Consider the following 23,730-nt stretch of genomic DNA (forward strand, 5'->3'; position numbering starts at 1 on the left):
TCATTTCCCTCTATCTTCTATAGGGAATGACCCTTATAATAGAGGGAGCGAAATTTAGATTAGGAAGAAAAGGTGTTTATGATATGAGTTTATTAACAGTCAAAAATTTGACTCACGGTTTCGGTGACCGTGCGATCTTTAATGACGTTTCTTTCCGCCTGTTAAAGGGTGAGCATATCGGCTTGATCGGTGCCAACGGAGAAGGAAAGTCTACATTTATGAATATCATTACAGGGAAGCTTGAGCCTGATGAAGGAAAAGTGGAATGGGCGAAGCGGATCCGTATCGGCTATCTGGACCAGCATGCACAGTTGAAGCAGGGCATGACGATCCGGGATGTATTGAAGACAGCCTTCCAATACCTGTTTGATATGGAAACAGAAATGAATGAGCTTTTTGCCAAGATGGGAGAAGCCTCTCCTGAAGAGTTAGAAGAATTACTGGAGGAAACCGGTACCCTTCAGGATGCATTGACGAATAATGATTTCTATATCATTGATGCCAAGGTAGAAGAAATCGGTCGTGGCCTTGGGTTGGATGATATCGGATTAGATAAAGATGTCCACGACCTGAGTGGGGGGCAGCGTACGAAAGTATTGCTGGCAAAACTCTTACTAGAGAAGCCGGACTTCCTATTACTCGATGAGCCTACCAACTATCTTGATGAGCAGCATATCAATTGGTTGACACGTTATCTGCAGGAATATGAAAATGCATTTATCCTGATCTCTCATGATATCCCGTTCTTAAATAGTGTCATCAACCTGATTTACCATATGGAAAACCAAGAGTTGAATCGCTATGCCGGGGATTACCATGAATTCAAACGTGTCCATGAAATGAAAAAACAGCAGCTGGAATCCGCATTCAAGAGGCAGCAGCAGGAGATCTCAGAGCTGAAGGATTTTGTTGCCCGTAATAAGGCACGTGTATCGACACGGAACATGGCCATGTCCCGTCAGAAGAAGCTCGATAAAATGGATATGATCGAACTGGCTGCGGAAAAGCCGAAGCCGGAATTCAACTTTAAACAAGCGAGAACCGCCGGCAGGGTCATCTTTGAAACGAAGGATCTTGTGATCGGCTATGATGAACCGTTATCGAAGCCTCTCAATTTGAAGATGGAGCGTGGTCAGAAGATTGCTCTTTCAGGAGCCAATGGAATCGGAAAGACCACTCTATTACGCAGCATCCTCGGTGAAATCAAACCGATCTCCGGTTCAGTAGAGCTTGGCGATTATCTCCATATCGGTTATTTCGAGCAGGAAATCAAATCAAAGAACAACAACACTTGCATCGAAGAGGTGTGGAATGAGTTTCCTTCCATGAATCAGGCAGAAGTACGTGCAGCCCTTGCCAAATGCGGCCTGACGACGAAGCATATCGAAAGCAAGGTAGAAGTGCTGAGTGGTGGGGAAAAAGCCAAGGTGCGCCTATGCAAGTTAATGAACAAAGAATCGAACGTCCTTGTGTTCGATGAACCGACGAACCATTTGGACGTCGAGGCTAAGGAAGAGTTAAAACGTGCATTGAAGGAATACAAAGGCACCGTCCTCTTAATCAGCCACGAACCTGATTTCTATCAGGACGTAGCGACAGAAGTATGGAACTGTGAAGATTGGACAACGAAATTGTTCTAATAAAGAAAGCCGAATCCTTTACGAGTAACGGGGATTCGGCTTTTTTACGTATATTGAAAGTTACTCTTCTAACACAGACTCCAACGAAGAATAGCCATTGTCCTCTAATCGAAGATCATCGAAACTATGCTTCATGTGAAGGTCGATCAATTCCAAGAGCGTCTGTTGATCCTTGTTTTCAATGGCCTTCACCATTTCTTCATGTTCACGGAAGCGAACGTTTTCACCCGGCTCGACATGATAAAACACATCGAATAAAAATAAATACACATTGGATTGGGTAAGCATTTCATCCATGTAACGGATCAGGAATTTATTCCCGCTCACTTCGGCAAGGAACAAATGGAATTGCTTATTAAGCTCGACGTATTTTAACAAATCCTTTTGTCTATACGTTTCCTGTTCATCTTCCAGAAACGAATAAAGCTTAGACATATCGGATTTCCTCACTTTGGGGAGGCCGTATTTTACAGTAAGAAATTCAATTTCTTTCCTTAGTTCAAAAAATGAAATAATCTCTTCCCTGGTAGGATGGACGACGAATGCCCCGCGGTTCGGAATGATCTGAACAAGTCCTTCTGCCTCAAGACGTTTCAACGCATGCCGAATGGGGGTCCTGCTAACATTCATCTTCTGAGAGATGATTTGTTCAACGAGTTGGGTACCGGGTGCGATTTTTCTCGCCAATAAGGCATCCTTTAGCTGGCTGTATACTTTTAGTTCTGTGGTTTGTCTTATCTTCACGGTCATCATCCATTCAATCAAGTATTTCCTGCTTACTATCATATATGAAAAAGAGGCTGATCCAAAATCAGGTGCCTTCTATTCGAAGACACCTGACTTACGAACCAGCCTTTTATGCGAATGATTTAAAGTTATTGCCCCAAATTTCGTTCATGCTGTGAACCGTAATGAATGCTCTCTCATCAGTGGATTGAATATATGATTTCAATTTGGAGAAGTCTCTGCGGCCGACAATGGTCGTGATGACTTCCTTCTGATCATCTGAAAAGGCACCTTTCGCTGAATGTACGGTCGCTCCTCTTTCCAGATCTCCAACGATAAACTCCTTGATTTCATCGCTGTGTTCGCTGATGATGACCACTTCTTTGCTTTCATTGAAAAATTGAAGGGTGCGATCGATCATCATCCCTTTCAACAACAGACCAAAGAATGCATATAATCCAACCTGTAGTCCAAAGAACCATGCAGACGCCAGGACAATAAGGACATCTGAAGCAAGGACGGCCCGTCCCAGTTCCAGTCCCGTAAATTTGTGAATGATTTTCGCAAGGACACCCGTGCCGCCGGCGGACGCTTCCTGATTAAAGATCATGGCAACTCCGATGGCTCCGATAAGGGTCCCAATCACAATTTGTATCAGGATATCATGTCCGATTGGATTGTTGAGAGGGTGGAACACCTCTAATCCCCAAACCATTCCACTGATTGACAGGCTTGCGAACACGGACTTCAGTCCGAAACTTGGACCGATTAACAGAAGCCCGAGAATAAATAACATCATGTCGAGTGAAAACATGATGACCCCGACGGGCAGGTCCATGAATTGTGCAAGCACGATGCCTGCCCCGCTCGTTCCTCCCGTCCCGACCTTATTGGGCGACAGGAAAAAATGTATATTCAGTGCGATCAAAAAAGCACCCAGCATTATATTTAATAAGGATTGAATTTGTTTCATCATGGAGCACGCTCCTTTTGAGTAACGGTAGTTTGAAAAACAATCAACCCGATTATAAAGAGTGAAAAACGCCATGTAAATGATAAATTCTTATGTAAGCATTTACGTAAAAAAGTTTTTATAATGCATGTTTTCTGACATTTATTTTGCTGGAAATCGGTGTGAAAAATCTGTTGACTTTTTTACCTAAGGTGATTAATATTTAAACAAGTTAAATATTAAATGAATGAACAGAAATGGAGGATGAACTTGGACCGGAAACAAATCCAACAATCTTATATAGATCGTTTGTTTACAGCATTTCACGTAACGAATCGCCATATTCAGCAGGAAATGGGGATTGCATTGAAAGACATGAATCTAACGGGTCCTCAATTTTTCATCCTTTATCTCTTGTCGACTTCAGAAGATATGAAATCGACGGAACTGGCTGAGAAGTTAGATGTAAAACCAAGTGCGATCACTGTCATGATCGATCGACTGCTGAAGAATGACCTGGTCGCCAGAGAGAGAGATGAGAAGGACCGCAGGATTGTAAAACTGCAGCTCACTTCACTCGGTCGAGAAATTTTCGAGAAGGCGAAAGGGAAGAGAAGAGAGATTTTCTCCCGTTACCTTGCTTATCTCGGCGAAGAGGATGTAGATCAGCTTGTGACCATTTACGAAAAGCTTGCAGCAGCCGTAGAGAACAATACAGAAGAATAAGGAGAGAACATATATGTCAGAACAACCAGGGATCAATAGACGTTTAGTCCTGGCCGGCTTGATTATCGGGATGTTTTTTAGTGCCCTTGAACAAACGGTGGTCGGGACAGCGATGCCGACAATCATCGCCGAACTGAACGGCTTTTCCATTTTTGCATGGGTGACCACGGCTTATTTAATCACTTCCACAACGGTTACACCGATCGTGGGAAAACTATCGGATTTATATGGCAGACGATTATTGTATTTGATCGGCGTCATCATCTTTATCATCGGATCAGGCTTATGCGCCACGGCCACTTCCATGGAGCAGCTCGTTCTTTACCGCGGCCTTCAGGGAATTGGCGGAGGAATGATCATGCCATTATCCCAAACCATCATCGGGGATATCTTCACGGCTGAACAGCGCGCGAAGTGGCAGGGAGTATTCGGAGCATTATTCGGATTGAGCTCTGTCATCGGACCGTTCATCGGCGGTTTCATCGTCGATACGATCAGCTGGCACTGGATTTTCCTGATCAACGTACCATTTGGTATATTATCGGCCCTATTATTATTCATCGGTTTGAAATATGAAAATGTCGGACGCCCGACGGATAAAGTAAGCATTGATTATCTTGGAATCATTACCCTGATTCCGGCGTTGGTCCTTTTATTAATTGGATTGAACTTCGGAGGGGACAAATTTGAGTGGACTTCAGCAACAAGCTTCATGCTCTTTGGCGGATCCATCGTATTACTTCTAGTCTTTGGAGTTATTGAAAATAAAGCGAAGGAACCGATCCTTGATTTAAGCCTGTTTAAAAATCGGGTATTTGCCACAACGAATGCACTAGGATTCCTTCTTGGATTAGGGATGTTCGGAGCGATCATGTTCGTGCCGATGTTCATGCAGGGAATACTCGGGGTGACACCGACTCAGGCAGGATCTACCATGACGCCAATGATGATTTCGCTTATTGTGGCCAGTATCATCGGAGGTAGATTATTATTAAGACTAAGATACCGTACCGTTTTGACGGCAGGTATGCTGATCACCGTAGTAGGATTCTTCTTGATGAGTACGATGGGGCCATCGTCTAAAGAATACACGGCCTACATGTTCATGATCGTGATGGGATTCGGTATGGGTCTTGTCATGCCGACACTCATGATCGCGGTTCAGAATGAATTTCCTAAATCAAGACTCGGAGCCGTCACATCATCGGCCACCTTCTTCCGTTCCATCGGAGGGACGATCGGGATCACCGTTCTAAACGCTGTGATGAATCAATCCCTACAGGAAAATATGAAGGACGTCGCCGCACAGGCGAAAAATCCTGCTGCCGGTCAGATTCTTACAGGATTAAGTGAAAAGACCGATGCCCTTTTCGGTTTACTTGTCACACCTGGCCTATTGGAAGTGCCAAAAGAAATCGGCAGCATCGTGATCACTGCAATTGAAACCGCGTGGTCCGATGCATTTACAACTGTCTTCCTGACCGGTCTAATCTTCATCGCCATCGGTGTAGGAGTGGCCTTATCGGTTGGAAACGGCAAGATTAAACGTGATAAAGAGTTACAGGAAGAGGCGGAAAAACCAGTGCTTAAACCTGCTACTGAATAATACGGAAAAAAGCCTGCTTTGGATGAGTTCAAAGCAGGCTTTTTGTTATGTGTTTTTACGTGAGGGCGCTGTAGATTTGATAGGGGTTATAGTGGATCTCTGTTTTATGAGCGGAAATTTTATTTTAACGGCGGAATTTGGGATATATCGGCGAAATCGTTATTTTAACGGCGAAACAAAAAATATAACGGCGAAATCTTCATTTTATCGGCGATACACAAAATATATCGGCGAAATTTTCATTTTAACGGCGAAACAAAAAATATAACGGCGAAATCTTCATTTTAACGGCGAAACACAAAATATATCAGCGAAATCTTCATTTTATCAGCGAACACAAAATATATCAGCGAACTCCCCAAATGGCCCCCACCCCCCAAACATTTAACCCAACCCATCTCCCTCCGCAGTAAATATTAAATTTTCTGAAAATATATTGACAATTTTCAGCAGACACGTTATCTTTTGAGTAGTTAAATATAACACATATTTTTGTATACGAATAAATAACGTTATATAAATATATTTTTATATGAAGACAGGGAGGCCGATACATTGATTTTGCATGAGATTGAAACGGCAGGTCGATCGCAAATGGAACGCCTTCAACTAGAGAGACTTCAACAGGTTGCCCGGAATGTGTATGAACGTGTTCCTTTTTACAGGGAGCAGTTTGACAGGAGAGGTTTGAAGCCTGAGGATATAAAGTCTTTATCAGACTTAAAATTGTTACCGCTTACAATAAAGAAGGATCTTCGAGATCATTACCCGTTTGGACTGTTTGCAGTAAAGCGTGAGGAAATGGTGAGGGTGCATGCATCTTCAGGCACGAGCGGGAAGCCGACGGTTGTAGGCTATACGCAAAATGATGTCGATATGTGGGGCGGGATCGTCGCCAGGGCGATTGCCATGGCTGGCGGTAAACCTGGGGATGTCCTGCATAATGCATACGGATATGGACTTTTTACAGGTGGTCTCGGTCTTCATTATGGAAGTGAGAAGCTCGGGATGATCACGGTTCCAGTGTCGGGCGGGAATATGTCCAGACAGATAACGTTATTAGAAGATTTTCAGCCGACGGTTATCTGTGGAACACCGTCCTATGTTCTTAATTTAGCAGAATCCATGGAGGCAGAGGGAAAAGATCCCGCCTCTCTATCCTTACAATACGGAATATTCGGAGCGGAACCATGGTCTGATTCGATGAGAAAGACGCTGGAGAGAAAGCTGGATATTAAAGCATGCGACATCTATGGATTGAGTGAGGTCATTGGTCCGGGGGTAGCCATGGAATGTCATGAGGCACAGGATGGCCTTCACGTTGCGGAAGACCATTTCCTTGTGGAAGTCATCAATCCCGATACGTTAGAGCCCCTGCCGGAGGGGGAAGTCGGAGAGCTCGTGTTTACGAGTTTAACGAAGGAAGCCTTTCCGATCATTCGATACAGAACCGGGGATATCGCTTCGATCCAGCAAGGAACATGCTCATGTGGACGTACAACAGTGAAGATGTCCAGGGTGAAAGGAAGAGTGGATGACATGCTCATCATCAGGGGAGTAAATGTGTTTCCATCTGAAATGGAGCATTTTCTTCTTCAGGTTAATGAACTGGCACCGCACTATCAGGTTCATCTCAAGAAAAGGGGTGCCCTTGATTTAGTGGAACTACAGGTAGAGGTCACGGATGAATGCTTTGAGGGAATGTCCCGGGATTTGAATCATGTAGAGATGAATCAATTGGAAGCGAAAGTGAAAAGCCTGATGAAAGATCGATGTTACGTTTCCATGGATGTGAAGATCAGAGGACCGAGAGAGATCCCCCGATCAGAAGGAAAAGCCATCCGGATAGTGGATCTTAGAGGAGAGGCCATGCTTCAATAAATTTTTTTGAGAAAAATAACTATCACACAATTGGTTAACCCCGTATTAACAATGTGATAGAGGAGGGCTACGATGAGTGACGTACTATCAAATCAACGATTGACGGAAGAAGAGCGTATGGCTCATTTTATGAAAAAAATTGAAAACAACGAAAAGATCGAAGCCGATGATTGGATGCCGGATGAATACCGGAATGCGCTGATCAAGCTGATATCCATGCATGGAATCAGTGAAATCATGGGGGCGCTTCCTGAGAAGGAATGGGTCCCGAAAGCACCGACTCTTAGAAGAAAGCTCGGGATCATGGCAAAGGTTCAGGATGAAATGGGCCATGGGCAGCTTCTGCTTCGTGTGGCGGAAGATTTAATGAAGCCATATGGAAAAACGAGAGAGCATATCATGAGGGATTTGTTTTCAGGGGATTTAAAGTTTCATAACGTGTTCCACATGGAAGCACCGACCTGGGGAGATGCGGGTCTGATCGGCTGGCTCGTAGATGGGGCAGCGATCATCACTCAAACGAATATGCTCCATGCCTCTTATGGACCTTATGCCCGGGCGTTGAAGCGGATTTGTGCGGAAGAAGTGTTCCACGCACAGCATGGTGAAGCGATTATCATGGCTCTCACAGAAGGAACACCGGAACAGAAAGCACTGGTCCAGGACGCGGTGGACCGTTGGTGGGAGTCGCTGCTTATGTTCTTTGGACCGGGGGATGCGAAGACAACCGGTTCTTCCAAGCAGGATATCACCATTAAGTACAACATTCGAACGAAAACGAATGAGCAGCTGCGTCAGGACTTTTTCACGAAATATGTACCGAGAATCCTGTCGTTGGGTCTGACCCTGCCGGATGAAACGATGTACTTTGATGAAGAAAACGATGTATGGATCTATAAGCAGCCAGATTGGAGCCGATTTAAGGAAATCATCCGAAATAACGGGCCGAAATCGAAGGAACGCCTTCGCTTGAGGGAGTTATCCTACGACAACAATGCGTGGGTACGGGAAGCATTAAGCCCTAGTGACCAAGTAAGTTAGAAGGGAATGAGACAGGATGTCAGATAAGGGGCAGAACTTTTATCAGGAATTTGAAGTGTTCAGTAAAAGGTCCGACGGGGCACAGATGCAGCATCAATTCAGTTTGCTTGCCCCCAATCATGAGCTTGCCATGGTGATGGCTCAGGAGAATTTCATGAGAAGGGAGCCTGTTTCGGATATATGGGTCGTGAAGCGTTCGGATGTACGGATGATGACGCCCGAAGAAAGGGAGAGTGTCTCTCGCCTTGATAATAAAGACTACCGAAACGCTAAAGGCTACGGTTATTTGAAAAAGAAGTGGAGACAGTACGAACAGGAAATGCTTGATGAGAAGGAAATTATGTCATGGGGAGAGTTGGTGAAGAAGAAATGAATGTGAAGAGTCCGAATGACATCCCGAATGCAGATTACAAGGAAGCCCTTTTGAGCCTCCTTTATCAGCTGGCGGACGATGATTTCATCCTTGCTTACCGGGGATCTGAATGGCTCGGCCTCGCTCCCCATATCGAGGAGGATGTTGCGTTTTCGTCCATCAACCAAGACACGATGGGCCATGCGACAATGTTTTATCAGCTCCTTGAAGAATTGGGAGAAGGAGATCAAGACCATCTCGCTCATGGCCGGAAGGCAGATGAAAGAAGAAATGCGATCCTGCTTGAAGAAGTGAACGGTCCCGGCAACTATATGGAGGAACCACGTTACGATTGGGCTTTCGCCGTTGTGAGACATTATTTCTACAGCGTGGCGAAAAAGGTGCGGATTGACTCATTAAAGAATTCCTCCTATGAACCACTTGCCGAAATGGCCATCAAGATCAACACGGAATTATATTATCACCTGCTTCACTGGAAAACCTGGTTCATTCAATTATTGAATTCAGGCGGAGAAGCAAGGGAGCGCATGAATAAGGCAATTGAACGTGTACTGGATGAGTTCCAGGGAGTCCTGACCCTGGGGCCAAAGGGGAAAGAGATGTCCTTCATGGCTTTGATCGAAGGGGAAGAAAGCTTGGTGAAACGATGGGAGCTTGCCCTCGAGCCGGTTTTCATGTCCACACAGCTATCATTTCCGCCGAGAGTGGACATGAAAAAAGGGAATGGACGCGTAGGAGAACATACTCATGAATTAGATGCAGCCTTATCAACACTAAGCGAAGTCTATCAAACCAATCCCGCAGCAACCTGGTAAAGGATGAGGAGAAATGACGGCAACCGTATTAGATGTTCTTCAAACAGTGAAAGATCCTGAAATTGATTCTATCAGCATTGTGGACCTTGGTATGGTGAATCGGGTCCATCATCAGGAGGAAACCCTGGTAATTGAACTGCTTCCCACTTTTGTCGGCTGTCCTGCACTGGACATCATTAAAGGAAATGTGGAGAAAGCGTGCAGGGAGAACCTTGACGTACAATCCATACAGGTGGAGTTCGTCTATTCTCCGCCATGGACATCGGATCGACTGACGGTGAATGGACGGGAGCGGCTGAAGGAATTTGGCATCGCGCCCCCGCCTGAACATTTCACAGGGGAGGAAGATTGGGAGATTCATTGCCCTTACTGCGATTCCCCCTATACGTCAATGGAGAATCTGTTTGGGCCGACCGCCTGCAGAAGCATCCTCTACTGTAAACAATGCCGTAACCCGTTTGAAGCCATGAAGCCTATATCCACGATGATGTAAAAATCTATTAAACTATTGAAAATCAAAGGAGAGATTCCATTATGGTAAAACTGATTGCATTATATAAGCACCCTGAAAACAAAGAGCAATTCGATGAGCACTACTTCAATACCCATGGTCCGATCACGGCGAAAATCCCTGGTCTTAAGAAGATGGATGTTACTCGCATCGTCGGTTCTCCAATGGGTGGGGAAGGCAAGTATTACTTAATGTGTGAAATGTACTACGAGAGCCATGAAGCACTGAAGGCAGCGATGAAATCCGATGAAGGAAAAGCTTCAGGGAAGGACCTTATGGGCTTTGCAGCAGATCTTGTCACCCTTATGATCGGCGAAGAAGTGAATGAGTAAAGAGTACGAATATATCGTAGTAACCGAGAGGGACGGACTTGGTTTTATCGAATTGAACAGACCGAAAGTCTTGAACGCCATCAATCGTCCCATGGTATCGGAGCTGGTCCATGCTTTCGAGGCGTTTGATCGGAATGACAGTGTGAAAGTCATCGTGCTGTCCGGAAAAGGAAGGGCGTTCGCTGCAGGCGCAGACATCGATGAAATGGCAGAGGACGGCGCCATTGATCTTGAGCTACTGAATCAATTCACCGAATGGGACCGCCTTGCCTGGATCAAGAAACCGATCATCGGTGCGGTTCAAGGGTTTGCGTTAGGCGGAGGATTCGAACTTGCCCTTTGTTGTGACCTTCTATTTGCGTCTGAGGATGCAAGCTTCGGTTTTCCGGAAGTGAATCTGGGGGTCATGCCAGGAGCCGGTGGAACCCAGAGACTTACGAAGCTGATTGGGAAATCCCGTGCCATGGAGTGGCTGTTATCAGGAGACATGTTTACAGCCACTCAAGCTCTCGAATGGGGAGTCATCAACCGGTCAATCCCGAAAGAACTTTTAATAGAAGAAACAGAGAGATTTGCAAGGAAACTGGCGACAAAGCCACCGCTTTCCCTTCGGTTGATCAAGGAGTCTGTCCATAAAGCCGTGGATTCCTCTATTTATGAAGGAATGCAATATGAGCGTAAGAACTTCTATCTGCTTTTTGCCTCAGAAGATCAGAAAGAAGGCATGAACGCTTTCGTGGAAAAACGGAAACCGGATTTTAAAGGGAAATAGGGAGGCTGCCACATGTACGAAACGATTAAGTATGAAGTGAAAAATAACGTAGCATGGATCACCATGAATCGACCGGATAAGCTGAATGCCTTTATCCGGCAGCTCAACCTGGAGATCCAGAAAGCCGTGAAGGATTCTTCACGGAATGAAGACGTGAGAGCCATCGTCATCACGGGGGAAGGGAGAGCCTTCTGTTCAGGTCAGGATTTAAGTGAAGTCGATGAAAGCATGGATCACGGTGAAGTGCTCCGACATAACTACGGACCGATGGTGAAAGAGATCGAGCAGTGTGAAAAGCCGGTTATCGCTGCTGTCAACGGCGTAGCGGCCGGTGCGGGATTCAGTCTGGCCCTTGCGTGTGACTTCAGACTGGTATCAGAGAAAGCGAGCTTCGTACAGGCATTTGTGCATGTCGGACTCGTTCCGGATTCAGGGAACCTCTACTATTTATCAAAGATTGTCGGCTACGCAAAAGCGTTGGAGCTGGCGGTGTTTGGAGAGAAGATCAAGGCAATCGATGCAGAAAAACTTGGTCTCGTAACGAAAATCATTCCACTCGATGAGTGGCAGGAAGAAACGGCTGCCTTTGCCGAGAGGATTGCCTCTATGCCAACGAAGGCAATCGGTTTGATGAAGCGCTTATTAAAGGGCAGTGCAGATTTATCCTTCAACGAATACTTAGAAAAAGAAGCCTGTGCCCAGCGGATCGCAGGTATGACAGAAGATCATCGCGAAGGTGTGACAGCCTTTATAGAAAAAAGAAAGCCAGCCTTTCACGGAAAATAATTCAATCAAAGAGGAGATGGAGTTATGTCTACAGTAAAAGAGCAAAGCTTTGAAGTCCTTGAAATGAAAAGAGAACATTATTCATTGGTGATTAACGGTCAACGCATGGAAAGCACGTCTGGAGAAACGTTCACAACGTACAATCCGGCAACAGGTGAAGCGATCGCTACCGTATCACTTGCATCAGTGGAAGATGCTGAAAAAGCGGTTGAAGCAGCCAGAAACGCATTTGATCACGGAAAATGGAAGAAGTTCCCGATCAACAAGCGTTCCCGTGTACTTAACAAAATTGCAGGCATTATGAGATCTCGTTTCAATGAGCTTGTTTCACTGGAAATCATGGACAGCGGGAAATCATTATCCGCGGCACAAGGTCAAGTGATGCAAGCGATTGAAGACTTTGAATTCTATGCAGGTGCAATCGTGGGTCATCGCGGAACGGTCAATAACGTACCAGGTCAATTCACAAACGTTGCCGAGAAAGAACCGGTCGGAGTATGTGCCCAGATCATCCCTTGGAATTATCCATTGATGATGGCTGCATGGAAAATCGCGCCGGCCATCGCTGCAGGCTGCTCGGTTGTCGTGAAACCAGCGACCCTTACACCGCTGACGGCCATCGTCCTCGGGGAAATCTGTATTGAAGCGGGAGTTCCTGAAGGGGTTGTCAACATCATACCGGGTGCAGGTTCTTCTGTCGGTAATTACTTAGTGGAGCATGAAAAAGTGGATAAAGTGGCCTTCACCGGTTCCACTCCGATCGGTAAAAACATCATGGAAAAAGCATCCCAAACATTAAAAAGGGTCACGCTCGAATTAGGCGGAAAATCCCCAAATATCGTGTTTGAAGACGCTGATGTGGATGCAGCTGTGGATGGTTCCCTATTCGGAATCTTCTATAATACAGGTCAATCCTGTGAAGCGCGCTCCAGATTATATGTCCATGAAGATATCTATGATGAATTCATGGAGAAGTTCGTTGAAAAAACGAAGAAGCTGAAGCTTGCCGACCCACATGATAAAGGCACCCATATCGGAGCCATCATCAATCAGGGTCAGCTGGATACAATCGATGGGTATGTACAGTCTGCCAAAGAAGAAGGAGCGACGATCTTAGCCGGAGGAAGTCCTGCGAAGGTAGAAGGCTTTGAAAATGGCTACTGGTATGAGCCTACCATCATCACCGATGTAAACCACGATATGAAGGTAGTGAAAGAAGAAATCTTCGGACCGGTTGTGGTGGTAATGAAATTCAAAGATGAAAAAGAAGCGATCAGAATGGCCAACGACAGCGAATATGGACTCGGTTCCGCGGTATGGACTCAGAATCATGGCCGTGCCACAAGAGTATCCAAAGCGATCCAGGCCGGAATTGTCATGGTGAACTGCCCGTTCTCCGCATTCCCGGGCACACCATTTGGAGGCTATAAGCAGTCCGGATTCGGCCGTGAGCTTTGCGTGGAAACGCTCGACCTTTATACAGAAACAAAGAGCATCATTTCTTATTTCGGGAACCGTCCATTAAATCCATTTGGCGTATAAGAAATTATCATCAAGGAGGGGTTGTCCTACAAGGCAACCCCTTATTGCTAGAAAGGGGAATGTAACATGACACAGCATATCGTCGTTGTCGGCTCAGGTGTAATGGGAAGAGGAATTGCCTACGTCAGTGCAACAGGAGGCTTCCGGACAACACTTGTGGATATAAAACAAGAACAATTGGATCATGCGCGGGATGAGATTGGGCACATCTTCCAAAAAGGAATCGAGCGGAAAAAGCTGACGCAGCAGGAGTATGTAGAAGCGAAAGAACTTATGAGCTATTCAACGAATCTGTCCATTGCCGTGAGGGATGCCGATGTCGTCATCGAAGCCGTTCCTGAGAAAACAGATATCAAACGAGGCGTATTCGAAGTACTGGATGCCCATGCCCCGGAGCATTGCTATCTGGCAACCAATACTTCCACCATGAGCCCGACCGAAATCGGCTCCTTTACGAAACGTCCTGACAAAGTGATTGCCATGCACTTTTTCAATCCCGTACATAAGATGCCGCTGGTTGAAATCGTGAAGGGATTGGAAACAAGCGAGGAAACGGTGGAGGTCATCGGGCAGGTTGCCCGCCTGATGGGAAAAGAAACGGTGGTTATCAATGAGTTCCCCGGTTTCGTCACAAGCAGAATCTCGGCACTTGTCGGGAATGAAGCCTTTTATATGCTTCAGGAAGGACTCGGATCTCCTGAGGAAATCGATAAGGCGATCAAGCTCGGGCTTAATTATCCGATGGGTCCCTTTGAGCTCGGTGATTTAGTCGGGTTGGATACGCGTTTGAACAATCTCAAGTACCTCCACGAAAAGCTTGGGGAAAAGTATCGTCCTGCGCCTTTATTAGAGAAATACGTGAAGGCCGGCCGCCTTGGGCGAAAAACGGGCAAAGGGGTCTATGATTACTCAGAAACGAAGGAAAAGGAGCATCAATCATGAGAGAAGTGATCATAGTCGATGCCGTCCGTACTCCGATCGGAAGATACAAAGGCGCGTTGAAAGAGGTCCGCCCTGATGATTTAGGAGCTCATGTCATAAAAGCTCTTGTGGAACGGAATCCGCTCGTTCCGGTCAATACCATTGAAGAAGTGGTTCTTGGAAATGCAAACGGAGCCGGGGAGGATAACCGGAATGTCGCCAGGATGTCGACGCTCCTGGCGGGTCTCCCTGTTGAAGTCGGGGCGACGACCATCAACCGGCTATGCGGATCGGGACTGGATGCTGTGAACTATGCGGCAAGAGCCATTTTAGCAGGAGAAGGGGATGTCTTTATTGCAGGCGGCACCGAGAGTATGACCCGTGCCCCGTACGTAATGGCAAAGCCTTCAAAGGATTTCCCGAGAGGCAATATGGAAATGTTCGATACGACGATTGGCTGGCGCTTCGTCAATTCCCGCCTGAAAGCACAATACGGGACCGACTCCATGCCGGAAACGGCTGAGAACGTAGCGAAGCATTTTGGCATTTCCCGAGAAGAGCAGGATCACTTTGCCTATTGGAGCCAAATGAAAGCGAAACGTGCCATGGACGAAGAGCGCTTTAAAGAAGAGATCGTTCCAGTGGAATTAAAGGATCGAAAAGGAAACGTCTCTACTTTTATGATGGATGAACATCCAAGGCCCGAAACCAATAGTGAAAAGCTGCAGAAGCTTAAGCCACTGTTTGAGGGGGGGACCGTGACGGCGGGGAATGCTTCCGGCGTGAATGACGGAGCTTCGGCACTCTTACTTATGAGCAGGGAGAGAGCGGAGGAGTTAGGCGTCACCCCTCTTGCCCGCTATGTGACGTCCGCCACTGCTGGCCTTGAGCCATCCGTCATGGGTCTTGGTCCGATATATGCTACGCAGAAAGTGCTGAAGCGTTCCGGTCTCGCCCTTGATCAGATTGGCTTAGTCGAGCTGAACGAAGCCTTCGCGGCCCAGTCCCTCGCCTGTATCCGTGAACTCGGGTTGAATGAAGAAATCGTCAACGTCAACGGGGGAGCCATCGCTTTCGGTCATCCACTCGGAGCCAGCGGTGCCCGTATCCTCACCACCCTACTATATGAAATGAAGAAAAGGAAAGTACGCTACGGTCTCTCCACTATGTGTATCGGCGTCGGCCAGGGAATCGCGACCTTAGTGGAAAACATAGAATCGTAAGTGCCCTGTTTGACGCAGGGCTTTTTGTGATTAAGACGTATCTTTTTTAGAAAAGATAGACGTGAGGTGATACGAATGGAATTTGAAATCATGACAGTCGAAAGTGAGATCCCATGTCTTGTCGTCGCGGATGAGGATAACGGCCGCTATATGATCAGGAAGGCCGACACTAGCGGGGAAGTGTTCAACAGTCAGGAGGAGCTGGTGAATTGGATCGAGAATAACTGGTCCAAGGAAAAAGTCGTGAACACATATGATTTTGTGAAGATGCTGGAGATGTTGAGGGTGTATCATTGAGGGTCAGGCTCTTTGGGGAGCCTGACTTTTTTACATAACAACGAAATTCAAGAATATTCATTTATTTTCACAGAAAGTTTATGATATTATATTAACTAAACGTAAAATAAACGTCATGAAAGCATGCGGTCGTATAAAAGGAGAGGCAGCAATGAATACAAGATCAATGATCTTTACACTTTACGGGGACTATATCCGTCATTACGGGAATAAAATATGGATCGGGAGTTTGATTCGCCTCCTCAATGAATTTGGGCACAACGATCAAGCCGTCCGTGCCGCGATTTCCCGGATGAATAAGCAGGGATGGGTCCAGGCGGAGAAGCAGGGGAACAAAAGCTACTACTCGCTCACAGAGCGCGGTGTGATCCGGATGGAAGAGGCAGCAAACAGGATCTTCAAGCTGAAGCCCGAGCAATGGGACGGGAAATGGAGGATCCTGATGTACTCGATCCCTGAGGAAATCAGGAATATCCGGGATGAATTGAGAAAAGAACTCGTGTGGAGCGGATTCGGAACCCTATCGACGAGCACTTGGATTTCCCCTAACAACCTGGAGAAGCAGGTGCAGTCCCTGATCGGTAAATATGATATTAAAGAGTACGTCGATTTCTTCATCTCAGAGTATAAAGGTCCCAATGAGAATCAGCGGTTGATCGAAAAGAGCTGGGATCTCAAAGAGATTAATGACCGTTACCAGGAATTCATCTCACACTACAGTCAACAGTACATGATTGATAAGAGTAAGATCGGTAAAGGGCAAATGAGCGATGCCGAATGCTTTGTGGAAAGAACGAAGCTCGTCCACGAATATCGGAAATTCCTCTTCGTCGATCCGGGTCTGCCGGAAGAGCTTTTACCGGAAAAATGGCTCGGAGCCCACGCAGCCAATCTATTCGCTGATTACTACAAAGAGCTGGCCGAACCGGCATCCCGATTCTTCGAAAGTGTATTCGAAGACGGAAACGAACTGAAAAACAAAGACCGGAGCTATAATGTGATGACACATCCATTATTACTCGATTGATTAAACCCACCTTCCTGATATGGCAGGTGGGTTTTTTTTGAGGGACGGACCTTTATTTTTTTAGAAAATAAGAGAGTCCTAGAAGCAATGCTCCTGAAATAAGCGAAGCATACCAAGGAAACATGAATGAAGGCCCTATGTCAGGCAGGAAGTAGATACTGCAAATTATGATCCCCGTTGATATCATGCCCATTGTTCCGGCTTTGATGGAGTCTTTCATAGGGGTTTGTTTCTCCTTGAATAAGGAATTTTTAATAATTGAGAAGATAATCTTTACCCCCATTAAACTAGAGAAGAATATGAGCAATGCCAGGATGGAGTAAGTGACCGGATAAACTTCATTGCTTATTTCTTTAAACATTGGACCAATCAATAATAATAGTCCACGAATCAACAAGAAGTATCCGAATAAATTCAGAGCTAACGATGAGACGAATGTAACGATACTCCTCTTCTTTTCTAAAGGTAGCTGCTCAATAATATCGTCTGCGTAAGCCTTAGGATCATCTCCTAAAATCATTCTGGCTGTTTTCCCTTCACGCTGTCCATCAATGATATGATCCAGGATTTCCATCAATACCTCCTCTGTCTGCTGCTCTGATAATGTAAGTTGAAGGCGCATATAAATCAGAAAATCCGAATAGTACTTTTCATTTTCTTCCGACAAACCTGTTCGTTTCTGATTATTTAATTCGATCAATTGCTTTGCTTCAATCATTCTGATTCCCCCTTTTTAATAATGAAGTAACCGGTAATACGATTTGTTCCCATTCCCTTGATATATCAGACAGTGCCTGATGTCCTTCTTCTGTTAAATAATAGTACTTTCTGTTTGGTCCCGATTCTGAGGGCTGCATTTCCCCACGAATCAAATGGTTTTTCTGGAGCCGTAACAACACTGGATAAATTGTCCCTTCGCTTACATCCTGCAACCCTGAAGACTGCAGTTTTTTGGAAAGTTCATATCCGTAGACCGGCTCTTTTTCAATTACAGAAAGGACGCAACCATCTAAAATACCCTTTAATAGCTGACTGCGGATTGTCATATGTTTCCCCATTTCATGTATATTGCATTACAAGGTACTGACCAATTAAAAAGCTACCTTGTTTTACAAAGTAGCTGATTTGATTTAAGAATATATGTTTAGGAATAATTTGTCAACTATCGATTCAAATTAATGGAAAAAATCATTTATCCTTGTCGAACAATTCCAAAAAGTATAACATTAATTTAACGAAGGGGGATTTTTATGAATAACTTAACGAATCTATTACATATAAAATATCCTATCATTCAAGGTGGCATGGGTAATATCAGCAATGCTCAACTTACCGCGGCAATTTCGGAAGCGGGAGCCCTGGGTACGATCGGAGTCGGCACCATGGACGTGGAGGAAGTGGAAGGGATCATCCTTGAAACGAAAAAAAGAACGAGCAAGCCTTTCGCACTGAACATCCCGATTTCCATCACCCCACATTTGAAGAAGATGGTTCGACTAGTCGTGAAGCATGGGATCCCGGTCGTTTCCTTATCCGCAGGGAATCCATCCCCGCTCATTCCCTACTTTCACGAGCATAACGTAAAGGTGATATGCGTCGTCGCTTCGAAAAAACAGGGGAAGAAAGCGGAGGAGGCAGGGGCAGATATCATCGTAGCGGAAGGATACGAGGCGGCCGGGATCAATTCCAATCTTGAAACGACCACATTGGCTCTCATCCCTCAGCTCGTCGATACGGTGAAGATTCCCGTGGTGGCGGCAGGTGGGATCGGTGATGGAAGGGGACTTGCTTCCATGCTCTCCCTTGGCGCCAGTGGGGTTCAAATGGGAACACGGTTCATCGCGACACAGGAAGCACCTTTTCATGAAAACTATAAATCTACTCTTGTAGATGCAAAGGATGATAGTACAGTCATCGTAGGTCGCTCTGTCGGCAGGGTGAGACGGGTGATGAAGACGCCATACGCAGCAAACTTGATTCAAAAAGAGCAGGAGGGCGTCGCTCTTGATGAGTTCAGTTCCATGACTTCCGAGGATTTTCACCGAATAGGGGCACTTGAAGGGAAGCTCGACCAGGGCTTTATCAACGGCGGGCAGGTGTCTGGACTTGTATCCGATATTCCGACCGTAGCAGAGCTTTTAGAGAGAATGATGAGCGAGACACATGAGATTTTTAGAAACCTCTCCAGTAATGGAGTGCAATTTTAATAAAAAATGGTTCCTAAGCGCTGCTCCTTGTAGGGAGAGCGCTTTTTTTTTGGGGAAGTTTCCCATTTGGCACAAGTTTAGAAGGAAGTGGCACGAGTTTGGTCAAAAGTGGCACGAGTTTAGCCAAAAGTGGCACAAGTTCAACCAATCCCATCATAATTTTCTACGATTAAGCCAGAAAATTATAGTACAAAACTATTAAATAAGCTGGAACTGTAAATTCTCGCGGTTGCTGGGCTCATAAACAGGGCGACAATCCAGGCGAAATGATTACTAATCAAAGAAAGCCGAAGTCCACAAAGACCAACTAACCTCCATCCCACATCAAAAAAAATTCCTCAACTTCCTCTAGATATTCATCTCAAGACCGACTATACTAGTATTAATTTTTAAATTTTCGGAATATTATTGACTATTTTGTGACAGGAGTGATACTATAACGTTGTATTTACGTTAAGTGGTATTTTTATCATATTTGGATTTGCTAGTCTTGCAGACTACTGATCATATATCAGGAAGAGAAAAAGGGGGATTTCTGTGAAGAAGAAGAGTGTATTACTTGTTGTTATCTCTATGTTATTTGGAATGCTGATTCTATCAGGCTGTGGTAGTGATAAGAGCTCCGGTGATGGAGATGGTGAGAAGCAATATGTGATCGGGGTAACCCAGATCGTGGAACACCCATCATTGGATGCAGCGTTTGAAGGTTTTAAGAAGGCTTTGGATGAAAACGGTTTCAAAGAGGGCGAAAATGTTAAATATGATGTTCAAATTGCCCAAGGAGATCAAAGTAACTCACAAAGTATTGCGAAGAACTTTGTCGGAGATGGTGTAGACCTTATCTTCGCTAACTCGACCCCAAGTGCACAGACCGCTCTTAACGCAACGAAGGAAATTCCGATCGTTTTCACTTCTGTTACCGATCCTGTCGGGGCTGAACTGGTCAAGTCATTTGACGAGCCAGGTGAGAATATTACGGGAACGACGGATACTCATCCAGAAGCCATTTCAAAAACACTTCACTTTATTACAGATGAAATGAAAGCGAAGAAAATCGGGATTGTGTATAATTCCGGCGAACAAAATGCTGTCGTTCAAGTTGCTGAAGTGAATAAAATTGCAAAAGAAAAAGGTGTGGAAGTAGTAGAGGCTACGGTTTCAACGTCTGCTGATGTTAAACAAGCGACGGAATCCCTGGTGGGAAGAGTCGATGCCATTTACATTCCGAAAGATAATACAGTCGTTTCAGCTCTTGAGTCCGTCATCACTGTAGCGAATGAGAAGGATATTCCTCTATTTGTTGGGGAACTCGATTCATTGAAGAAAGGTGCAATTGCAGCGAGTGGATTCAACTATGAAGATCTTGGTTACCAAACGGGGTTAATGGCAGTGAAGATTTTGAAGGGTGAGAAAAAAACTTCTGAACTCCCTGTACAGGCTCCGGAAGAGTTTGAACTGATGTTCAATAAAGCAGCTGCTGAGGAACAAGGTGTGGAAGTACAAGAAGCATGGTCTGATCTAGGGAAGTTTATAGAAGAAAAATAGGAAGGGATGATGATTCGTGCCAACAGCAATATTTGCATCCTTTGAATCTGGAATCATTTACGCTATTATGGCCCTCGGAGTCTACCTGTCCTTTCGGATATTGGATTTTCCTGATTTAACAGTCGATGGCAGCTTCGTAACCGGAGCCGCTGTCGCTGCAACCATGATTGTCAGTGGCGTAAATCCCGTGATTGCAACGATTACAGCGATAGTGATTGGATTTGTAGCAGGATGTATAACAGGATTACTTCATACGTTTGGTAAAATCAATGCCTTATTATCAGGGATCTTGATGATGATCGCCCTGTACTCCATCAATCTCAGGATCATGGGTAGATCCAACGTCCCCTTGCTCAGTCAAGACACGGCGTTTACTGGAGTAGAAGGGTTTTGGTCCCCTCTCGGAATCGATGCCGCCCTTAATAAACTGTGGGTAGCAGTCGGCCTTGGAGAACCTGTTCCAGGAACGTGGAGCATTCTATTCATCATGACAATCATCACGCTTGTGATCAAATTTTTGACAGATGCATTCTTGAAAACGGAAATCGGATTGGCGTTGAGAGCTACCGGAGATAATCAACGGATGATCCGCAGCTTCTCTGCCAATACCAATCTCATGATCATCCTTGGGTTAGGGATATCGAATGGGATGGTCGCATTATCCGGAGCTTTAATTGCCCAGTACAGCCGATTTGCCGATGTCGGGATGGGGATCGGGATGATCATCATCGGTCTTGCTTCTGTTATCATCGGTGAGGCATTATTCGGAACGAAGACCATCGCCCGTACCACTTTAGCCGTCATCGGAGGGGCGATCATCTACCGGTTGGTCGTGTCCATGGCTCTACGGGTCGATTTCCTTGAAACAGGAGATATGAAGATGATCACGGCGACGATCGTGATTCTTGCCCTTGTCATGCCTAAAGTGATGGAGCGTTATAAGGATAAGAAACGCAAAGCACAGCGAATGGCAGAACGGATAAACAAAGCGGCGATAACAGAGAGAAAGGGTGAGAGCGGTGTTACAATTAAATCGAATTCATAAAGTATTTAATGAAGGCACACCCGATGAGAAAATCGCCCTTGATGATATTCAGCTCTCTTTAAAGCCAGGAGATTTCGTCACAGTCATCGGAAGTAACGGTGCCGGGAAATCGACACTTATGAATATTGTTTCAGGGGTCTTGTTGCCTGATGTCGGTAATGTGATGATTGATGACCATGATGTATCAAAAGTTTCTGAGTATAAACGGTCAAAGCTGATCGGGCGTGTATTCCAGGATCCCATGGCAGGCACGGCGCCATCCATGACCATCGAAGAAAACCTGGCTATGGCCTATTCACGGAATCGGACCCGAACCTTTAAAATGGGGGTCACCAAGAAGCGGAAGGTGTTCTTTAAGGAAGTACTAGAAAGCCTTCACCTTGGACTTGAGAACCGTTTGAACGCCAAGGTGGGATTGCTCTCAGGTGGTGAACGACAGGCCCTTTCCCTTTTAATGGCGACCTTCACCGAGCCGTCGATCCTCCTGCTGGATGAGCATACGGCTGCATTGGATCCTGCGCGGGCAGACCTGATTACAAATCTGACTAAAGAGATCGTCGAGAAGTATAATCTCACAACTCTGATGGTCACCCATAATATGCAGCAGGCACTGGATCTCGGGAACCGCTTGATCATGATGGATAAGGGACAGATCATATTGGAAGTCAATGAAGAAGAGAAGAAGCACCTTACCGTCGAAGGGCTGCTCCATGAATTCCAGCGGATCCGCGGCAGTAAGCTGGCAAGTGACCGTGCACTGCTTTCATAGAATTGGTAAAAAGAATAAACAACCTTCTGCAAAAGGCAACGGGATATTGTTCCCGTTGCCTTTTTTGCGTTAAAGGAGTGAGGGACGGACCTCCGGGGAAACCGGAAGTTCGTCTAGCTCCGGCGGCTAGCCCCTCGAGGTCATAAGTCATACAGGCCAAAAAGGCTAAGAACGCCTTTCCGGCCTGTTCGCCTTATACTTGTCGCCTCTGGGCGAGCCGCCTCCGCTTTTAGTATCATCTAGCTCCGGCGGCTAGCCCCTCGAGGTCATAAGCTAAATGAGCCAAGAAGGCAAAGGCCGCCTTCATGGCTCATTCATCTTATGCTTGTCGGGGCTGACCAAGCCGCCTCCGCTTTTGGGGTAGGTCCGTCCCTCTGCATAACTTATATTAATATAATATTTTAAATATTTTAACAATTCATTGACTATTTATAAAACAAAATGTTATTATATCGTTGAATTAACGTTATATAAAAATGTATTATTTGTTGGTTTAAAGGGGGAAAGCAATGAAGTCTGGATTAGCAGTAGGACATACCGCCGTCATATCGACCGAGGTCACCCCCGGCATGTATGCCCAGTTTGAAGGAGATGTGGTTCACCCCGTTTATTCAACAGTTTCGATGGTGTATCACATGGAATGGGCGTCCAGGAAGATCATTCTACCCTATTTGGAAGATCATGAAGAAGGGATGGGGGCAAAGGTGAATGTGGAGCATATGGCTCCGGCAAAATCAGGTTCCTTCCTTGAAATTAAAGCGAACGTCATTAAATATGAACGCAACGTCATCCTCACCGAAGTGACTGTCATAGATAAAGAGAGTGGCAGAATCGTTGGAAAAGGTGAAGTGAAACAAGTGGTACTCCCTAAAGAGAAGATTAAAGAAAGAATAGAAGGTAACTAGTATTGATCCACTTTTTGATTAAGTAGTAGAAGGAGGAAGATCAGTGACAAATGTATCGACAAAAGTGAAAGCGGTTACAAATAGAGAG

Annotated in this window: 25 protein-coding genes; 21 read left to right on the plus strand and 4 right to left on the minus strand. The window is 45.6% G+C overall.

Features of this window, described 5'->3' with window-relative positions:
• Nucleotides 1-83 precede the first annotated feature (83 nt).
• Nucleotides 84-1,640 (plus strand): ABC-F family ATP-binding cassette domain-containing protein, encoded by a 1,557-nt coding sequence (locus LCL96_RS13170; protein ID WP_224941914.1) that lies wholly within the window; start codon nucleotides 84-86, stop codon nucleotides 1,638-1,640.
• A gap of 60 nt (nucleotides 1,641-1,700) precedes the next feature.
• Here the strand turns inward: LCL96_RS13170 and LCL96_RS13175 are convergent, their stop codons facing one another.
• The gene (locus LCL96_RS13175; RefSeq protein WP_224941915.1) at nucleotides 1,701-2,405 is read right to left on the minus strand and encodes a GntR family transcriptional regulator; all 705 of its coding nucleotides are present in this window, start codon (nucleotides 2,403-2,405) and stop codon (nucleotides 1,701-1,703) included.
• A gap of 91 nt (nucleotides 2,406-2,496) precedes the next feature.
• Nucleotides 2,497-3,342, minus strand: a complete 846-nt coding sequence (locus LCL96_RS13180) for a YitT family protein (protein ID WP_224941916.1) — start codon at nucleotides 3,340-3,342, stop codon at nucleotides 2,497-2,499.
• A gap of 246 nt (nucleotides 3,343-3,588) precedes the next feature.
• Between LCL96_RS13180 and LCL96_RS13185 the strand changes: the two genes are divergently transcribed.
• The 15 genes from LCL96_RS13185 (at nucleotide 3,589) to paaX (ending at nucleotide 17,171) form a co-directional block, all read left to right on the plus strand.
• Nucleotides 3,589-4,044 carry a MarR family winged helix-turn-helix transcriptional regulator gene (locus LCL96_RS13185; RefSeq protein ID WP_224941917.1) on the plus strand — a complete coding sequence of 152 codons (456 nt, stop codon included), beginning with the start codon at nucleotides 3,589-3,591 and terminating at the stop codon, nucleotides 4,042-4,044.
• Nucleotides 4,045-4,057: 13 nt separating this feature from the next.
• A complete protein-coding gene (locus tag LCL96_RS13190; RefSeq protein WP_224941918.1) occupies nucleotides 4,058-5,650 on the plus strand; it encodes an MDR family MFS transporter in 1,593 nt (530 codons plus the stop codon).
• 555 nt (nucleotides 5,651-6,205) lie between these two features.
• A complete protein-coding gene (locus LCL96_RS13195) occupies nucleotides 6,206-7,531 on the plus strand; it encodes a phenylacetate--CoA ligase family protein (protein WP_224941919.1) in 1,326 nt (441 codons plus the stop codon).
• Between the two features lie 72 nt (nucleotides 7,532-7,603).
• Complete coding sequence (gene paaA / locus LCL96_RS13200; RefSeq protein ID WP_224941920.1) at nucleotides 7,604-8,572, plus strand: 1,2-phenylacetyl-CoA epoxidase subunit PaaA; 969 nt, start codon at nucleotides 7,604-7,606, stop codon at nucleotides 8,570-8,572.
• Nucleotides 8,573-8,588: 16 nt separating this feature from the next.
• Complete coding sequence (paaB, locus tag LCL96_RS13205; RefSeq protein ID WP_034760966.1) at nucleotides 8,589-8,945, plus strand: 1,2-phenylacetyl-CoA epoxidase subunit PaaB; 357 nt, start codon at nucleotides 8,589-8,591, stop codon at nucleotides 8,943-8,945.
• Nucleotides 8,918-9,760: a 1,2-phenylacetyl-CoA epoxidase subunit PaaC gene (gene paaC, locus LCL96_RS13210; RefSeq protein ID WP_397548373.1), complete on the plus strand. Its 843-nt coding sequence runs from the start codon at nucleotides 8,918-8,920 to the stop codon at nucleotides 9,758-9,760. Before paaB ends, paaC begins: the two co-directional genes overlap by 28 nt.
• A gap of 13 nt (nucleotides 9,761-9,773) precedes the next feature.
• The gene (gene paaD / locus LCL96_RS13215) at nucleotides 9,774-10,253 is read left to right on the plus strand and encodes a 1,2-phenylacetyl-CoA epoxidase subunit PaaD (RefSeq protein WP_224941921.1); all 480 of its coding nucleotides are present in this window, start codon (nucleotides 9,774-9,776) and stop codon (nucleotides 10,251-10,253) included.
• Nucleotides 10,254-10,294: 41 nt separating this feature from the next.
• On the plus strand, nucleotides 10,295-10,603 hold the full coding sequence (locus LCL96_RS13220) for an EthD family reductase (protein WP_224941922.1): 309 nt from the start codon (nucleotides 10,295-10,297) through the stop codon (nucleotides 10,601-10,603).
• Nucleotides 10,596-11,375, plus strand: coding sequence for an enoyl-CoA hydratase/isomerase family protein (locus LCL96_RS13225; RefSeq protein WP_224941923.1), 780 nt, complete (start codon nucleotides 10,596-10,598; stop codon nucleotides 11,373-11,375). The genes LCL96_RS13220 and LCL96_RS13225 overlap by 8 nt, the downstream gene beginning before the upstream one ends.
• Nucleotides 11,376-11,387: 12 nt before the next feature.
• Nucleotides 11,388-12,161, plus strand: a complete 774-nt coding sequence (locus tag LCL96_RS13230; RefSeq protein ID WP_224941924.1) for an enoyl-CoA hydratase-related protein — start codon at nucleotides 11,388-11,390, stop codon at nucleotides 12,159-12,161.
• 24 nt (nucleotides 12,162-12,185) lie between these two features.
• Nucleotides 12,186-13,703, plus strand: a complete 1,518-nt coding sequence (locus LCL96_RS13235) for an aldehyde dehydrogenase family protein (protein ID WP_224941925.1) — start codon at nucleotides 12,186-12,188, stop codon at nucleotides 13,701-13,703.
• Nucleotides 13,704-13,769: 66 nt separating this feature from the next.
• A complete protein-coding gene (locus LCL96_RS13240) occupies nucleotides 13,770-14,645 on the plus strand; it encodes a 3-hydroxyacyl-CoA dehydrogenase (protein WP_224941926.1) in 876 nt (291 codons plus the stop codon).
• A complete protein-coding gene (locus tag LCL96_RS13245; protein ID WP_224941927.1) occupies nucleotides 14,642-15,847 on the plus strand; it encodes a thiolase family protein in 1,206 nt (401 codons plus the stop codon). The genes LCL96_RS13240 and LCL96_RS13245 overlap by 4 nt, the downstream gene beginning before the upstream one ends.
• A gap of 75 nt (nucleotides 15,848-15,922) precedes the next feature.
• Nucleotides 15,923-16,144 carry a hypothetical protein gene (locus tag LCL96_RS13250; RefSeq protein WP_224941928.1) on the plus strand — a complete coding sequence of 74 codons (222 nt, stop codon included), beginning with the start codon at nucleotides 15,923-15,925 and terminating at the stop codon, nucleotides 16,142-16,144.
• A 151-nt stretch (nucleotides 16,145-16,295) separates the two neighbouring features.
• On the plus strand, nucleotides 16,296-17,171 hold the full coding sequence (paaX, locus tag LCL96_RS13255; protein WP_224941929.1) for a phenylacetic acid degradation operon negative regulatory protein PaaX: 876 nt from the start codon (nucleotides 16,296-16,298) through the stop codon (nucleotides 17,169-17,171).
• A gap of 52 nt (nucleotides 17,172-17,223) precedes the next feature.
• On the opposite strand, the gene LCL96_RS13260 is transcribed toward paaX, so the two are convergent.
• Nucleotides 17,224-17,889, minus strand: coding sequence for a DUF1129 family protein (locus LCL96_RS13260; protein ID WP_224941930.1), 666 nt, complete (start codon nucleotides 17,887-17,889; stop codon nucleotides 17,224-17,226).
• Nucleotides 17,882-18,217 (minus strand): PadR family transcriptional regulator, encoded by a 336-nt coding sequence (locus tag LCL96_RS13265; protein ID WP_224941931.1) that lies wholly within the window; start codon nucleotides 18,215-18,217, stop codon nucleotides 17,882-17,884. Before LCL96_RS13265 ends, LCL96_RS13260 begins: the two co-directional genes overlap by 8 nt.
• A gap of 204 nt (nucleotides 18,218-18,421) precedes the next feature.
• Here LCL96_RS13265 and LCL96_RS13270 point away from each other — a divergent pair, with 204 nt between their 5' ends.
• The 5 genes from LCL96_RS13270 to LCL96_RS13290 all read left to right on the plus strand — a co-directional run bounded on the left by LCL96_RS13270 (nucleotide 18,422) and on the right by LCL96_RS13290 (nucleotide 23,642).
• Nucleotides 18,422-19,378, plus strand: a complete 957-nt coding sequence (locus tag LCL96_RS13270; RefSeq protein ID WP_224941932.1) for an NAD(P)H-dependent flavin oxidoreductase — start codon at nucleotides 18,422-18,424, stop codon at nucleotides 19,376-19,378.
• A 573-nt stretch (nucleotides 19,379-19,951) separates the two neighbouring features.
• Nucleotides 19,952-20,923, plus strand: a complete 972-nt coding sequence (locus tag LCL96_RS13275) for an ABC transporter substrate-binding protein (protein WP_224943432.1) — start codon at nucleotides 19,952-19,954, stop codon at nucleotides 20,921-20,923.
• 16 nt (nucleotides 20,924-20,939) lie between these two features.
• The gene (locus LCL96_RS13280; protein ID WP_224941933.1) at nucleotides 20,940-21,968 is read left to right on the plus strand and encodes an ABC transporter permease; all 1,029 of its coding nucleotides are present in this window, start codon (nucleotides 20,940-20,942) and stop codon (nucleotides 21,966-21,968) included.
• Nucleotides 21,943-22,737, plus strand: coding sequence for an ABC transporter ATP-binding protein (locus tag LCL96_RS13285; protein WP_224941934.1), 795 nt, complete (start codon nucleotides 21,943-21,945; stop codon nucleotides 22,735-22,737). The genes LCL96_RS13280 and LCL96_RS13285 overlap by 26 nt, the downstream gene beginning before the upstream one ends.
• 509 nt (nucleotides 22,738-23,246) lie before the next feature.
• On the plus strand, nucleotides 23,247-23,642 hold the full coding sequence (locus tag LCL96_RS13290; RefSeq protein ID WP_224941935.1) for a thioesterase family protein: 396 nt from the start codon (nucleotides 23,247-23,249) through the stop codon (nucleotides 23,640-23,642).
• Nucleotides 23,643-23,730: the final 88 nt, after the last annotated feature.

The sequence above is a fragment of the Rossellomorea aquimaris genome, assembly GCF_020172085.1.
Classification (GTDB): Bacteria; Bacillota; Bacilli; order Bacillales; family Bacillaceae_B; genus Rossellomorea; species Rossellomorea aquimaris_E.

Excerpts from the sequence above, each read along its gene's own strand:
- LCL96_RS13170 (WP_224941914.1), top strand. The coding sequence starts at position 84 with ATGAGTTTATTAACAGTCAAAAATTTGACTCACGGTTTCGGTGACCGT.
- LCL96_RS13180 (WP_224941916.1), bottom strand. The coding sequence starts at position 3,342 with ATGATGAAACAAATTCAATCCTTATTAAATATAATGCTGGGTGCTTTT.
- LCL96_RS13190 (WP_224941918.1), top strand. The coding sequence starts at position 4,058 with ATGTCAGAACAACCAGGGATCAATAGACGTTTAGTCCTGGCCGGCTTG.
- paaA (WP_224941920.1), top strand. The coding sequence starts at position 7,604 with ATGAGTGACGTACTATCAAATCAACGATTGACGGAAGAAGAGCGTATG.
- paaB (WP_034760966.1), top strand. The coding sequence starts at position 8,589 with ATGTCAGATAAGGGGCAGAACTTTTATCAGGAATTTGAAGTGTTCAGT.
- paaC (WP_397548373.1), top strand. The coding sequence starts at position 8,918 with ATGGGGAGAGTTGGTGAAGAAGAAATGAATGTGAAGAGTCCGAATGAC.
- paaD (WP_224941921.1), top strand. The coding sequence starts at position 9,774 with ATGACGGCAACCGTATTAGATGTTCTTCAAACAGTGAAAGATCCTGAA.
- LCL96_RS13220 (WP_224941922.1), top strand. The coding sequence starts at position 10,295 with ATGGTAAAACTGATTGCATTATATAAGCACCCTGAAAACAAAGAGCAA.
- LCL96_RS13225 (WP_224941923.1), top strand. The coding sequence starts at position 10,596 with ATGAGTAAAGAGTACGAATATATCGTAGTAACCGAGAGGGACGGACTT.
- LCL96_RS13230 (WP_224941924.1), top strand. The coding sequence starts at position 11,388 with ATGTACGAAACGATTAAGTATGAAGTGAAAAATAACGTAGCATGGATC.
- LCL96_RS13235 (WP_224941925.1), top strand. The coding sequence starts at position 12,186 with ATGTCTACAGTAAAAGAGCAAAGCTTTGAAGTCCTTGAAATGAAAAGA.
- LCL96_RS13240 (WP_224941926.1), top strand. The coding sequence starts at position 13,770 with ATGACACAGCATATCGTCGTTGTCGGCTCAGGTGTAATGGGAAGAGGA.
- LCL96_RS13245 (WP_224941927.1), top strand. The coding sequence starts at position 14,642 with ATGAGAGAAGTGATCATAGTCGATGCCGTCCGTACTCCGATCGGAAGA.
- LCL96_RS13250 (WP_224941928.1), top strand. The coding sequence starts at position 15,923 with ATGGAATTTGAAATCATGACAGTCGAAAGTGAGATCCCATGTCTTGTC.
- paaX (WP_224941929.1), top strand. The coding sequence starts at position 16,296 with ATGAATACAAGATCAATGATCTTTACACTTTACGGGGACTATATCCGT.
- LCL96_RS13260 (WP_224941930.1), bottom strand. The coding sequence starts at position 17,889 with ATGATTGAAGCAAAGCAATTGATCGAATTAAATAATCAGAAACGAACA.
- LCL96_RS13265 (WP_224941931.1), bottom strand. The coding sequence starts at position 18,217 with ATGACAATCCGCAGTCAGCTATTAAAGGGTATTTTAGATGGTTGCGTC.
- LCL96_RS13270 (WP_224941932.1), top strand. The coding sequence starts at position 18,422 with ATGAATAACTTAACGAATCTATTACATATAAAATATCCTATCATTCAA.
- LCL96_RS13275 (WP_224943432.1), top strand. The coding sequence starts at position 19,952 with ATGTTATTTGGAATGCTGATTCTATCAGGCTGTGGTAGTGATAAGAGC.
- LCL96_RS13290 (WP_224941935.1), top strand. The coding sequence starts at position 23,247 with ATGAAGTCTGGATTAGCAGTAGGACATACCGCCGTCATATCGACCGAG.